Origin of the sequence: Parasedimentitalea denitrificans, from assembly GCF_011813015.1 — a bacterium.
In the GTDB taxonomy this organism is placed as follows: Bacteria; Pseudomonadota; Alphaproteobacteria; order Rhodobacterales; family Rhodobacteraceae; genus Parasedimentitalea; species Parasedimentitalea denitrificans.
In genome coordinates, this window is sequence record NZ_QHLQ01000001.1 from 467320 (window position 1) to 480135 (window position 12816).

At 55.6% G+C, this 12816-nt stretch carries 10 protein-coding genes; all 10 read right to left on the reverse strand.

Annotation, left to right across the window (positions count from 1 at the left end):
* Positions 1-215: 215 nt before the first annotated feature.
* Positions 216-1832 carry a GMC family oxidoreductase gene (locus DL239_RS02255; RefSeq protein WP_167681972.1) on the reverse strand — a complete coding sequence of 539 codons (1617 nt, stop codon included), beginning with the start codon at positions 1830-1832 and terminating at the stop codon, positions 216-218.
* Positions 1833-1855: 23 nt separating this feature from the next.
* Positions 1856-2866, reverse strand: a complete 1011-nt coding sequence (locus DL239_RS02260; RefSeq protein WP_167681804.1) for a zinc-binding alcohol dehydrogenase family protein — start codon at positions 2864-2866, stop codon at positions 1856-1858.
* A 46-nt stretch (positions 2867-2912) separates the two neighbouring features.
* A complete protein-coding gene (locus tag DL239_RS02265) occupies positions 2913-4409 on the reverse strand; it encodes an FGGY-family carbohydrate kinase (RefSeq protein WP_369410525.1) in 1497 nt (498 codons plus the stop codon).
* Complete coding sequence (locus DL239_RS02270) at positions 4402-5244, reverse strand: class I fructose-bisphosphate aldolase (RefSeq protein WP_167681808.1); 843 nt, start codon at positions 5242-5244, stop codon at positions 4402-4404. The genes DL239_RS02265 and DL239_RS02270 overlap by 8 nt, the downstream gene beginning before the upstream one ends.
* Positions 5235-6965 carry a glycerol-3-phosphate dehydrogenase/oxidase gene (locus tag DL239_RS02275; protein WP_167681810.1) on the reverse strand — a complete coding sequence of 577 codons (1731 nt, stop codon included), beginning with the start codon at positions 6963-6965 and terminating at the stop codon, positions 5235-5237. Before DL239_RS02275 ends, DL239_RS02270 begins: the two co-directional genes overlap by 10 nt.
* A 61-nt stretch (positions 6966-7026) precedes the next feature.
* Positions 7027-8022, reverse strand: a complete 996-nt coding sequence (locus DL239_RS02280) for an aldo/keto reductase (protein ID WP_167681812.1) — start codon at positions 8020-8022, stop codon at positions 7027-7029.
* Positions 8012-8992 carry a sugar-binding transcriptional regulator gene (locus DL239_RS02285; protein WP_167681814.1) on the reverse strand — a complete coding sequence of 327 codons (981 nt, stop codon included), beginning with the start codon at positions 8990-8992 and terminating at the stop codon, positions 8012-8014. Before DL239_RS02285 ends, DL239_RS02280 begins: the two co-directional genes overlap by 11 nt.
* 14 nt (positions 8993-9006) lie before the next feature.
* The gene (locus DL239_RS02290; RefSeq protein ID WP_369410526.1) at positions 9007-10005 is read right to left on the reverse strand and encodes an ABC transporter permease; all 999 of its coding nucleotides are present in this window, start codon (positions 10003-10005) and stop codon (positions 9007-9009) included.
* A gap of 11 nt (positions 10006-10016) precedes the next feature.
* Complete coding sequence (locus DL239_RS02295; protein ID WP_167681816.1) at positions 10017-11537, reverse strand: sugar ABC transporter ATP-binding protein; 1521 nt, start codon at positions 11535-11537, stop codon at positions 10017-10019.
* A gap of 89 nt (positions 11538-11626) precedes the next feature.
* Positions 11627-12643, reverse strand: a complete 1017-nt coding sequence (locus tag DL239_RS02300; protein WP_167681818.1) for a substrate-binding domain-containing protein — start codon at positions 12641-12643, stop codon at positions 11627-11629.
* Positions 12644-12816: the final 173 nt, after the last annotated feature.

Sequence of the window (12816 nt, forward strand, 5' to 3'; positions counted from 1 at the left end):
GCAAACCCTTTTGACCATAGCGCCCCCCAAAGCAGAACAGCGCCGCGTATTAAAAAACTGAAAATAAAGACGAATTTAACCGGGCCATTTAACTTCCATCAAAAAAATGGCAACAAGAACACGTTGCGAATTCGCGCTTAATCAGCAACCGCCCCGCCCCCCTTGAGCAGGAACACCCTGACCTCACCGATGTACAGATCCGCTCCTGAATCCGTTCAGTGCGCACCCCTTCGGATCATATCAGCGGCTTTTTCGGCGATCATCACCACGGGTGACGCCGTATTGCCCGAAACGATTTTAGGCATCACAGAAGCATCAACAACTCGTAGCCCTTCAAGCCCACGCAGGCGCAACTGCGGGTCAACCACAGACTGCTCATCACTGCCCATTCTGCAGGTGCCAACAGGGTGGAAAATGGTGGTGGCGATATTTCCTGCTTGCTGCAGAATTTCCTCGTCTGTCTGGGTCTCTGGGCCGGGCAGGATCTCTTGTGGCATGTGAGGGCTTAGCGCCTTGGCCGTCATAATTTGACGCGCTTGCTTGATCGACTGCACCGCTATGCGCCGGTCTTTTTCTGCTGACAGGTAGTTCAGACGGATATTTGGCTGCTTGCTACTTTCGGCGCTGTTAATATGACAGTCGCCGACGCTTTCAGGGCGCAGATTACACACAGATACTGTAATTGCCGGAAACGGATGCAACGGGTCACCTAACCTATCGGTGGACAGCGGTTGGACGTGGTATTCTAGATCCGGCATCTCTAGCGACGGATCTGATTTGGTGAACATACCAAACTGGCTGGGCGCCATCGACATTGGCCCACTTTGGTTCAGCGCGTATTGCATCGCAATCTTCGCCTTGCCAAACAGACTGTTGGCCATGGTGTTCAACGTCTTGGCGTTCTTCACCTTGAACACGGTCCGAATTTGCAGATGGTCTTGCAGGTTCTCTCCGACCGCGGGCAAGTTATGTTCCACATCCAGCCCCAGCCCCCGTAGCAGTTCCGGGTTTCCGATACCTGACAGTTCCAATATCTTGGGCGAATTGATTGCACCAGCGGCCAACAACACCTCAACACTGGCGTTGGCTTGCTGCAATTTGCCCTTGTGGCGGAAAAGAACGCCAGTTACGCGGCGATTTTCGATCACCAGCCGCTCAGTCTCGGCCTTGGTGATCACACGTAGGTTAGGCCGGTTCATTGCCGGACGCAGAAACCCTTTGGCGGTATTCCAGCGCACGCCATTGTTTTGGTTGACCTCAAAAAAGCCGCTGCCCTCGTTGCTGCCGTCGTTGAAATCTTCTCGCGGCATGACACCAAATTCCTGAGCCCCCTCTTGCACCGCCCGCAAAATGTCCCACTCAAGCCGCTGCTTTGAAACCTTCCATTCCCCACCAGACCTGTGCAGATCAGTGCTGCCGCCGTGGTGATCCTCGGACTTAAGGAAATAGGGCAGCACGTCGTCCCAGGCCCAGCCAACATTCCCCAGCTGACGCCAATGGTCATAATCCGTGGACTGACCGCGCATATAGATCATGCCGTTCACAGACGAACAGCCGCCCAGCACCTTGCCACGCGGATAAACCAAGCTGCGACCGTTCAACCCCGGTTCAGGCGCCGTTTTCATCATCCAGTCGGTGCGCGGGTTGCCAATGCAGTACAGATACCCCACCGGGATATGCACCCAGTGGTAGTTATCCTTGCCCCCAGCCTCTAGCAACAGAACCCGAGTGGTGGGATCTTCGCTTAGCCGGTTGGCCAACACGCAGCCAGCAGTGCCAGCCCCTACGATAATATAGTCATATTCCCCATCAAGGGGCTGCGCCTGCGCCATAGCCATTGATCCGAGTCTTGAGGTTAGTATTTGATCACGAGTTTGCCGATCATAGCAGCACCTTCGATGATCTGATGGGCCTCTTTCAAGGTGTCCGAAGACAACCCATGCAGAACCTTGGTCTCAGTTGTGGCAATAGTCCCATCATCAACCATCCGCGCCATGTGCGCCAGGATATGGCCTTGCTTGTACATGTCCGGCGTCCCAAACAGCGAGCGTGTGAACATCAGCTCCCACATCAGGGCAGCTGATTTTCCTTGCAGCGCCGAAATATCCAGCTTTTCCGAAGTCTCGACAATGGTCCCGATCCGGCCCTGAGGCGCGATCAACTCGCACATGGCATCCCAGTGCTGGGCGGTGTCGGCGTATTGCACGATATAGTCTGCTTGATGAAGCCCGGCCTGCTTCATATCCTTTACCAGATCGCGGTGGTTTACCACATGATGGGCGCCCATCTGACGGCACCACTTGGCCGTTTCAGGCCGCGAGGCTGTGGCGATCACTGTTGCATTGGTCAATTTGCGGGCGATCTGCGCGGTGATTGATCCAACACCGCCAGCACCGCCAATGATCAGCAGTGAAAACGGAGTTTCGCCCTGCGGCACCTGCAACCGTTCAAACAGGATTTCCCACGCGGTTAGCGAAACCAGTGGCAAGGACGCTGCCGCCTCGGGCGATACATTTTTCGGGGCATGGGCGGCGATGCGGTGATCGACACATTGTAACGACGCGTAGGAACCGGGTCGATTGGCATCACCTGCGTACCACACCCGGTCGCCCGGCTTGAAACCGGTCACGTTAGCTCCGCATTCAACCACGATGCCCACCGCATCATAGCCAAGGATAAACGGGGTCTCGTGTGGAGTGTCTACAGCGGTGCGAATGCGCCGTTTGGCATCTGCTGGATTGACCGAGACAGCCTCAATCTCGACCAGCAGATCATTCACCTCTGGTTTAGGGTCCGGTAGTTCCACATCGAACAGGCTTTCGGCTTCTTCGATTGGTAGCGAATTCAAAAATCCAACAGCGCGCATGGCTGTACTCCTTATTTGTAAAACTTGGTATCAGGACTGGTTAGTGTCAGTGCTGGGCCCACAGTGGTCTCATGGCTTCGCTCAACTGCAGATAGCGGCTGTAGCGTTTGTCATAATGGGACTGCATCTCGGTATCCGGCGTGAACGAGGCACGACTACGGGTCATTGCCGCGATGCCGGCCTCGTAGTCAGCAAACAGCCCAGCCCCCAAACCCGCGCCGATGGCAGCCCCTAGGGCACCGGTCTCTTGTGCTTCGGCAACGGTCACAGGCACACCCAGCCCGTCGGCAAACATCTGTGGCCAGACCGGACTGCGGGACCCACCGCCGGACAGCACCGCCGAGTTGAATTCAACGCCAGCACTGCGCAGCACTTCAATATGGCGGCGATGCTCGAACATCACGCCCTCATACAGTGCGCGCAGCATGTGACTTTCGCCATGCCAACCGGCAATGCCATAGAAACCAGCGCGATATTCTGCCCCCTGCCCCGATCCATATAGGAAAGGGTGGAAATACGGATCGTCTGCCGCAGGTGTGACCTCTGCCACCCTTCCGTTGCAGTATCCAAACGGGTCGTCATGGTGTTCGCCGCGTTCTATGAACTCTCGGACGTACCACTCCAAATTGGCTGCCGAGGTGGCGCTGGCCTCAATATTCACAAATCGGGCACGGCCAAAACCGGCAACCATGAACACGCCCGGATCAACCACAGGTGTGGATGAAAACACCTGATTGATGCTCCAGGTGCCACAGATGATCGAGGCCTGTCCTGCCTCAACCACGCCGGATCCCATCGCACTAGAGACTACGTCAAAATACCCACCCACCACAGGTGTACCATCGGCCAATCCTGTGGCCTCGGCAGATTGGGCGCTAATTGTGCCCGCAACATCCGCGGGATCAAACAACCAAGGTAACATACCCCGGGCGTCCTCAAGCCCATAGAGCGCCAGCAACTCATCATCATAAATGCAATCTGGCATCCGCAGCAGCCCACAACCTGACATGTCCGAAATGTCGCTTGTGCGAAGACCTGTCAGTTTGAAGTTGATGAAGTCCTTGCACAACATCACAGATCCAACCTGCGCATAGATTTCTGGGCGGTGCCGTTTGATCCATGCCAGCAACACAGGCGTTTGCGAAGGCCAGGGTTTTTGCAGGCAAATCTCATGCATTGCGTCACCGTGTGCCTCGGCCAGTTCCGCCGCCAGATCCGCCGCACGGGTATCCAGTGACTGAATGCCAATCAGCGGCTCACCATCGCGATCCACCAGATACAGCCCGTTGCCATGACCGGCACAGCCAACCGCCGCAATCTGGCTTGGTGCGATACCAGCCGCATCAATACAGTTACGGATTGCTGTTTTGGCATTGGCCCACAACTCGTTCAGGTCACGCTCGACATATCCCGGCTGCGGCGTCGAGGATTGCCCATCCAACGCATGCATCGCCACCTGACGTCCCTGCAGATCAAACAACACTGCCTTGATCACAGTGTTGCCCGCATCCAGCCCCAGCAGATATGTCTGTTGATCACTCACGATTGTAAATATCCCATGCTTCTTCGCCGCTGGCGCCATTGTGGATCATCGCCATCAATGCCGCGACCACGGCCTTTGGGTTGTCATGCTGATAGATATTGCGACCATAGACCATGCCCTTGGCGCCCTGCCCCATCAGTGCCGCTGATTTCATCAGCACAGTCTTCAGGTTTTCCTTGCCGCCGCCCCGTACCAGGACCGGCACCCGGGCAGCCTCGACCACGCGATGGAAATCCTCTGCGTGTTCGGTTGGATCCGCCTTAATGATGTCCGCACCCATTTCACTGGCCAGCCGGGTCAGCGTGACAATCTTGTCGGCGTTGCCATCCACCTGATAGCCACCACGAATGTCATTGGGCAGCATCACCAGTGGCTCGATCATCAACGGCATGCCGTATTTTTCACAGGCAGCCCGCACCTTTGAGATGTTCTCGACACATTGGCGGAACAGCTCGGGCTCGTCCGGCAGCATGAACAGGTTGACCACCACCGCAGCCGCATCCATTTCCAACGCGCCGATAATCGGCTCTTCCGCGTTTTGCAGCAGCGACCACATCACCCGATGGCGTTGGTCGTTATAGGGATTGCCCATGTCGATCCGCATCACCAGCGCCGGTTTATCTTTCTCGGGCCGGGCTTGCAGCAAATCAGCCTGACCATAGGCCATCTGAATTGCATCAGGGCGAGCGTCGATCAGGGTGTTCACAACACCGCCCATGTCTTCTAGCCCGACCATAAAGCTGGGTTCATTACAGACCCCGTGATCAATCGCGACATCCAGACAGCCACCATTGGTGAACATCCGATTCATGCGGGCTTTGGTGCTTACACGCATTCCATTCTCCTTGATTTTGCATTCGGCTCTTGCTCTGACAGCAAGACACCGTGGAATTTTTCCAACTCATTCAACAATGATGTCCGTTCGGCCACAAACTGATCTTGGCTCCAGTCCAGTTCCTGCGCCATCAGGTCAGCGATGACATCAATCAGTGGCAGGCTTAACCGGCCCGTAATGGCCAGATCGGTGCGCCGAAGCACGATGTCAGACAGGTGCACAACATGTTCCCGTTGTACCAGAAACCTGATTTCTGCGGCTGTATAGGGGCAATCCGGCGCCAGCGTCTGATCATCCCCACCGGCAACGCTAACCCGCATAAGCTCACGTGATCGGGTTCCATAAGCCTGCACCAGATGCTCGGCCCGGTCTGCCGTCAGCGAAAACTCATGCATCAGCGCCCGCACCATCGCGCCATCGCCTGCCGGGTAATCAGCCCCACCGCCGATGGACAGGTCAATTGTATCCCGCTTGCGAGGCTTACCCAACTCAGCCAGCACCTCGTCCGTTGTCTGTTGCGCAAAGGCGCGAAAGGTCGTCCACTTGCCCCCCACCATACAGAACTGCGGCACAGTGCCTTCGATCTTTTGGGTAAAGTGCCCGCGCGAAATGCGACCGGTGAAATCATGATCACTCGACGGTAGTGGTCGAATACCACTGTAGCTAAACACAACCTCGTCCTCGCTTACCGGCAAATTAGGAAAGACCAAACGCAGTGACGTCAGGATATAGTCCATTTCCTCGGGCTCGCAGCGGGTCCGTGATGCAGCAGTCACCCGGATATCAGTTGAGCCGGCCAGCACCTTGCCCAGATAGGGGAACACAATACAAACTCGGCCATCGGTATTTTCGAAATACATCATGTGGCCATCCAGCGCCTTTAGCAGCGCCGGGTTGTCCAAGATCAGATGCGACCCCTTAGTGCCGGACACCAGCGGTGTTGGTTTGGCTTCCTCTGGGGATAGCTGCGCAATCACCTCGTCCAGCCACGCACCCGAGGCATTCACCACCGCCCGCGTTGTCACCGGGAATTGTTCATCTGTTTCGCGATCGGTTACCAAAAATTCGCCATCCTGCGAATTCATTTCAGCGTAGTTTATCGCAACTGACTCTGGAGCTAGAGTTTCGGTGTCTGTGATCAACTCCACTCCTAGCCGCTCGGGATGTGAAATCCAGGCGTCGTAATAGGTCGCCGAGAACAACAGCTTGCGTGTCAGGTTTGGCCACTGCCTCCAGGTTGATTTAGCGCTGCGAAACTTATGTTTGGGCAAGATCCGGCGTTTTCGGGTCACCAAATCATATAGGGTCAAACCGGCCTTGATCGGCAATGCGCCACGGTTCGAGGGTTTGCCCGAGCCGCCAAAAAAGCTGGTCGCCGCATTAAACAACCCAGAAAACAACGAAGTGATCGGGATCGTGGTTGGCAGCGGCCGCACCATATGCGGCGCGTTGCGCAACAGTGCGTCCCGTTCCGCCAGCGACTCGCGTACCAGATCAAATTCACCATTTTCCAGATACCGCAGCCCGCCGTGGATCATTCGCGACGGGGCCGCGCTACAGCCTGAACAGAAATCGTTGCGCTCGACCAGCAGCACCCGCAGCCCTTGTAGGGCCAGCTCGCGGTAGACGCCCAGCCCATTGATACCGCCGCCAATGACGATGACGTCAAAGGCACCGTTATCGCGGATGCGCTGAAAGCTGTTGTGTCGTTGCGCAGACATAACTTCTCCGTTCGCCAGAGTTGTCCTCTGACGCCTTCTTGTTGTCGATTTTTAGTTCTGGTTAGCCGTCGAGGTTGGTCAAATGTATCCCGGCGGCGGTAGTAATAAGCTCGATGTCCTGTTGTGAAAGTCTGATGCGACCAGCGGCGGCATTCTCGCGGGCTTGGTCCGCGTTGCGGGCACCGCAGAGCGAAAAGGTGATACCAGGTTGCTGGACAGTCCAGGCAATCACCGTCTGCGCCAAGGTTGCGTTATGGGCATCGGCAACAGGTGCGATTTCCACCATCAGTGCCGCAATCTTTTGCCGGTTTGCCATTGAAAATCGCGGGTTGTCCTTGCGCTGATCATCGCCCGAGAATTCCCTGTCTGGCCCAACCTTGCCACTTAGCAGCCCCAGTGCCAGAGACGAGTAGCTTAGCGCCGAAACACCGTGTTCCGCACAAAGCGGCAACAGCGAGGTTTCGATGTCGCGTTTGACCATGCTGTATTCTTCTTGGATGGCATCCAGCTGTCCCGCCGCCACATAGGCAGCAACATCATCAGCACTGGTGTTGCTGGCCCCAATCGAGCGGATTTTGCCCTGTTGCTTTAGCGTTTCCAGCGCCTCCATCGTTTCGGCGATGGGCGTGGTCGGGTCCTGCCAGTGGGTGATGTAGTGATCGATATAATCGGTTTTCAGCCGTGTAAGGCTTTGCTCGACTTCATAGATAATCGCATCCTTGCCCAGATAGCGGTGCACTGGTTGACCGTCATAGTCAAAGAAATGGTTGCCCTTTTGACTATGCCAGACCAGCCCACATTTAGTCGCCAAAACGACCTTGTCTCGACGCCCAACCAAGGCCTTGCCGACGATCTCTTCGGCCAGTCCCTGACCATAAGCAGGCGCAGTGTCGATCAGGGTGACACCTTCATCTACGGCCGTTTGAATAGCCTCAATCGACTGCGCTTCGTCAGTGCCGCCCCACATCCAGCCGCCAATGGCCCATGTGCCCAGACCAATCACCGAGGCTTCGATCCCGGATGCCCCAATTGGGCGTGTTAGCATTTCATGCGACATGTTTTGACCTTTCCATAGTCTCTAGCACCGCGTTGACGGTCTCTTCGTCCAGGACCAGTGAATCCAGGAAATTTCCGTTCAGGACTGCCCGTATGGGCCGTGTTTTCTGTTCCCCGGCGGCAATGCCGATCACGGTGCGGCAGGCTTCCAGCTCGCTCGGGTCCAGTGCCACCAGACGCGAGTTCAGCTCATACTCAGCAAGACGCCCGTTTTCGCCGATCAGATGCGCCATGAATTCAGCCGCGACGCCCATGCCGACCAGCATCTTGCGGTCTGCCTCGGGTACTGGGTTCAGATCGTAGTAACTGGACCCGCGTGGTTCGACCGACCCAACCCCAACCAGCGCCACATTGGCGCGGCGCGCCAGGTCGAACACCTCTTTGGTCGAGGCCATGCTTTTCAGCATGTCGCGCTGATTGCGGCTTTCGGCAAACAGCGGCGCGTGGATCAGCATCGGCGTACCGCCCAGCCGTTCGGCCATCTGCGTCGCGAGATGGTTCACATCCGTATAAAATTTACCCTGCACCCCGCCGGTCAGCGGCACGACAGTCACGTCTATCTTGTTCTCAGGTGACAGGTTTTCAACCACAGCACTCACCGCCTTGCCGCCGGTGATCGCAATAACATCCCCATCACGGATGGTTTCAAGCAGCATGTTTGCAGCCGCCCGACCAACTTGCTGAAGCGTGGTGTTCGGATTGCCCGACACTGTTGGTGTCACCATCGCGCCATTAAGCGCAGTTGCCCCAACCAAGCGGTTTTCCAGATCTGCCAACCGCTGAAACGGGCTTGTGACATCGATCTTGACCATGCCCTGCTTGCGCCCCTGCGCAATCAACCGGTTCACCTTGGACGTTGACAAGTTCAGCCGTTTTGCAATCTCTGACTGCTTTAGGCCTTCTACGAAATGCAACACCAATACAGTGTGGATCTGCCGCGAGAGTTCGAAATCTGGGATACGTTCTGACATGCCTCTGCCCTCCCCTATCCGCGTTTCTTGTGCAGGTAGTGGTCAACCGACACCGCCGCTAATAAGATTGAACCGCGAATGATGTCCTGCCAGTAGACCGACACATCCAACAGTGCGAGCGAGCTGGACACCACCGAGAGCAGCACCACGCCGAGGATGGCGCCAAAGATGGTGCCGGAGCCGCCGGTCAGGCTGGCGCCGCCAATTACCGCTGCAGCGATCACGTTCAGTTCCATCCCCAACCCAAAGGTGGGCTGCGCTGACCCAAACCGCGCCATGTAAATGATGCCCGCAAACCCAGCTAATGCCGAACACAGGGTGGTGGTCAGAAAGATCACCTTTTTGGTGCGGATACCTGAATAGGCTGCCGCCTTTTCATTGCTGCCGGTATAGAAAACTTTGCGAAATACAGTGGTGCGGCGCAGCATGAAATCAAACACCAGAACCACCACCAGGAAGATGATAATCACCAGCGGGATTGGTCCGATTGTGCCCTGACCAATGAATTTGAATTCTGGCGGCAGCGTGTACAGCCCCAGCGGTCGTCCGCCAGTGCCCAGCAAACAGGCCCCCCGTGCGATCACCATGATCGCTAACGATACAATGAAGTGATGCAGCCCAACCCGGGTGACAAAGAACCCCATAAAGGCCCCAATGGCTGTACAGGCGGCTATCGCGATGGCCGAGGCCACCCAGGGGTCAATCCCCTGCAAGAACAGCCAACCGGCGATCACCATCGACAGCGCTGTGACAGATCCAACTGACAGATCGATCCCACCCGAAATCAGCAAGATGGTCATACCAACCACCACAATGCCCTCGACCGCAAAGGCCATAACCATGGCCCGCATATTCACCCAGGTCAGGAAATAGGGCGATGCAAAGGACATAATCACAAACATCACCAGAATGATCGCAATCAACCCGGTTTCGCGCATCCGCAGCAGTTTGTGCAACGTACTGGTCGTTGGCTCTGCGGGTGCCGGAGCTGCTATTTCCATCGAGTTGTCCACCTTGCTCTCCCTCAGGCCATCAGTTCTTGGGCATCCAGGCCCGAAGCCAGATGCATAATGTTTTCTTCGGTAATCATGTCGCCCTCGACCACCCCGCCGATGCGTCCCTCGCGGACCACCAATACCCGGTCGCTAACCCCGATCAGTTCAGGCAGTTCAGACGAGATCACCACGATGCCCACGCCACTACGGGCCAGATCGCGCAGGATGCGGTGGATTTCAGCCTTGGCGCCGACGTCAACGCCGCGCGTGGGTTCATCCAAAAAGATGAGTTTGGGGTTCACCGACAGCATCTTGGCAATTGCGACCTTTTGCTGATTGCCACCCGACAGCGACGAAACTGAGTCTGACAGCTGACCGCATTTCAGGTTCAGCTTGTTGCCCAGTCTTTCGGCTTGCCCGTCCTCTAACTCGCGATTGATCAGCCCCAACGGACTGGCCACCTGTTCCAGTTTCAGGGCGGACACATTGTTAGAGATCGGCATATCCAGAAAGATACCATCGCCTTTGCGATCTTCGGACAGATAGACCATCCCAGCGGCAATACTGTCTTGATAATGTTTCAGATCAAGCGGCTCGCCATTCAGGCTAACGTCTCCGGAAACATCCCCGTCCAACCGGCAAATGCCTTTGACGATCTCGCTGCGCCCAGAGCCGATCAACCCGGCAATGCCGAGGATCTCACCCTTTTTCAGCTGGAACGAGACATCGCTGAATCGTTTGTTATCCGTCAGCCCCTGCACATCGAGGATTATGTCTTCTGATTTATCTGCCAGCGCCTGCTTGTCCGGGTACAGGTTCTCGATCACCCGGCCAACCATGGCGTTCACCACATCGGCGGGTTCAATTTCATCGACATTGCACGTGGTGATGTACTGACCATCGCGGAACACCGTTACCCGATCACAGTTGTCAAAAATCTCGACCATACGGTGCGAGATGTAGATGATAGCTATGCCACTGTCGGCCAGCCGCCGCATGATACCAAACAGCACCTGCGCCTCTTTCTCGGTCAGCGCCGCAGTGGGCTCATCAAGGATCAAAACCTTACAATCCAGCGTCAGCGCCTTGGCGATCTCAACCAACTGCTGGTTCGAAATCGACAGGTCTCGCACCAGAACAGATGGATCAATGTCGCTCAACTGCCGGAACACATTGCGTGCCTTGGCTTCCAGACCTTTGTAATCCATCAGGAACGACCGACTAATATTGGTGGTCGACATGTATATGTTTTCGGCCACAGACACATCCGGGCATAGCGCAATCTCTTGATGCACAAATCCGATGCCCAGCTTCTGCGCCTTGGTCGGAGAACTGATCCGGACAGGTTTCCCATCCCAGACAATCTCTCCGCTGTCCGGTTTTAGAATGCCGTCGATGACATTCATCAGGGTGGACTTCCCTGCCCCATTTTCACCGGCCAATGCATGGATCTCACCACGACGCAGTTCAAAATCAACACCCCTAAGCGCGCGAATGGCGCCGAAGGATTTGCTGACATTTGAAATTCTGAGGATCACGTCATCTGGCATGGTCGGGGTTCAGTCTGGTTGGGTTGCAGAAATTGGCAGGCCGCAGCATATTTGGGCAAGCGGCCCGCCAAGGATGGTCAGAGTGGCAATCAGCTAGGATCGCGACCGTCCATGTAGACATTCAGGTCAAAGCTGTCTGCATTTGCTTTGGTGATGACGGAGAAGCCGTTGTCAACAAAGGGGATCTGCATCGGGTTGTAACCCGAAACTTTATAGTCATTGAACGGATCAAAGACTTCGGAATGCGCTGCCAGGAAAGTGGACATGAAACCCATGAACCCCTGCATGGCTTGGTTCGGGTTCAACGCCATATGGATGTTGCCCGCCTTGATATGCTCCAGCGTGGTTGGCGTAATATCCGCATGCATCACCAACACATCTGCCTTGGCTTCCAGAATAGCGGCAACCGCACCTTCAGCCGAGCCTGCCTCGGGGATCCACAAAGCGCCCAGATTTGGGTTGGCTTGCAAGATAGATGCGGTGGCGCGGTAGGCAGCGGTGCTATCCTGATTGGTGGCCTGACGACCGACCAGCTTCATGTTTGGATAGTGCTTTTCCATATAGGACAGCAGCGCAGTAACGCGCAGATCGTGGTTCGACTGACCCGGATTTTCCAAAACCGCAAATTCAGCACTGTCGCCAATCTGGCTTACGATCTCTTCAGCGGCGAACTTGGCCTCGGCCAGGTTGTCCGACGTGATATAGGCTGTCCGCTTTGACTTGGGTGAATCCGCAGCAAATGTTGCCACTTCGGTACCATTGTCGATTGCGCGGTCAATCGGTTCGATAAACGGGTCCGACTGCATTGGGTGAACCAAAATGCCAGCCGGCTGTTTGACCATATCCTGCTCAAACGAGGCGATTTGTTTGGTGATGTCGTAATCCGGAGTACCTGAGAACACAGTCTCGCAGCCAAAGGCCTCGGCCGCCTGTTTGAACCCCTGATAGACCGGAACCCAATATGGGTGACCCGAGACCATCACGTTCATGATATATGTCTCTCCCGGTTCACAGCGCAGTCCGCCTTCGGCCTGTGCCGAAGAAACGGAAATAACCGAGGCCGTCATGGCGAGAGACGCCAGAATTCCAGTAACTTTATGCTTCATCTTCTTACTCCTCCCTAGAGCATCTGAATTGAAGATCCTTTTCACAATGGCACGAATGTGCCGGGTTGCGGTATTTATTTCAGATACCGCAAGAAACTTCACACCTGATTGGTAGGAGGCAAAATAAGTTCGGTCAACGAACTGTTCAAAAAATATCAAATGGTGAAATTTAT

Coding starts and splice junctions, on each gene's coding strand:
- DL239_RS02275 (WP_167681810.1), bottom strand. CDS start 6,965: ATGTCTGCGCAACGACACAACAGCTTTCAGCGCATCCGCGATAACGGT.
- DL239_RS02260 (WP_167681804.1), bottom strand. CDS start 2,866: ATGCGCGCTGTTGGATTTTTGAATTCGCTACCAATCGAAGAAGCCGAA.
- DL239_RS02285 (WP_167681814.1), bottom strand. CDS start 8,992: ATGTCAGAACGTATCCCAGATTTCGAACTCTCGCGGCAGATCCACACT.
- DL239_RS02280 (WP_167681812.1), bottom strand. CDS start 8,022: ATGTCGCATGAAATGCTAACACGCCCAATTGGGGCATCCGGGATCGAA.
- DL239_RS02295 (WP_167681816.1), bottom strand. CDS start 11,537: ATGCCAGATGACGTGATCCTCAGAATTTCAAATGTCAGCAAATCCTTC.
- DL239_RS02270 (WP_167681808.1), bottom strand. CDS start 5,244: ATGCGTGTAAGCACCAAAGCCCGCATGAATCGGATGTTCACCAATGGT.
- DL239_RS02255 (WP_167681972.1), bottom strand. CDS start 1,832: ATGGCGCAGGCGCAGCCCCTTGATGGGGAATATGACTATATTATCGTA.
- DL239_RS02300 (WP_167681818.1), bottom strand. CDS start 12,643: ATGAAGCATAAAGTTACTGGAATTCTGGCGTCTCTCGCCATGACGGCC.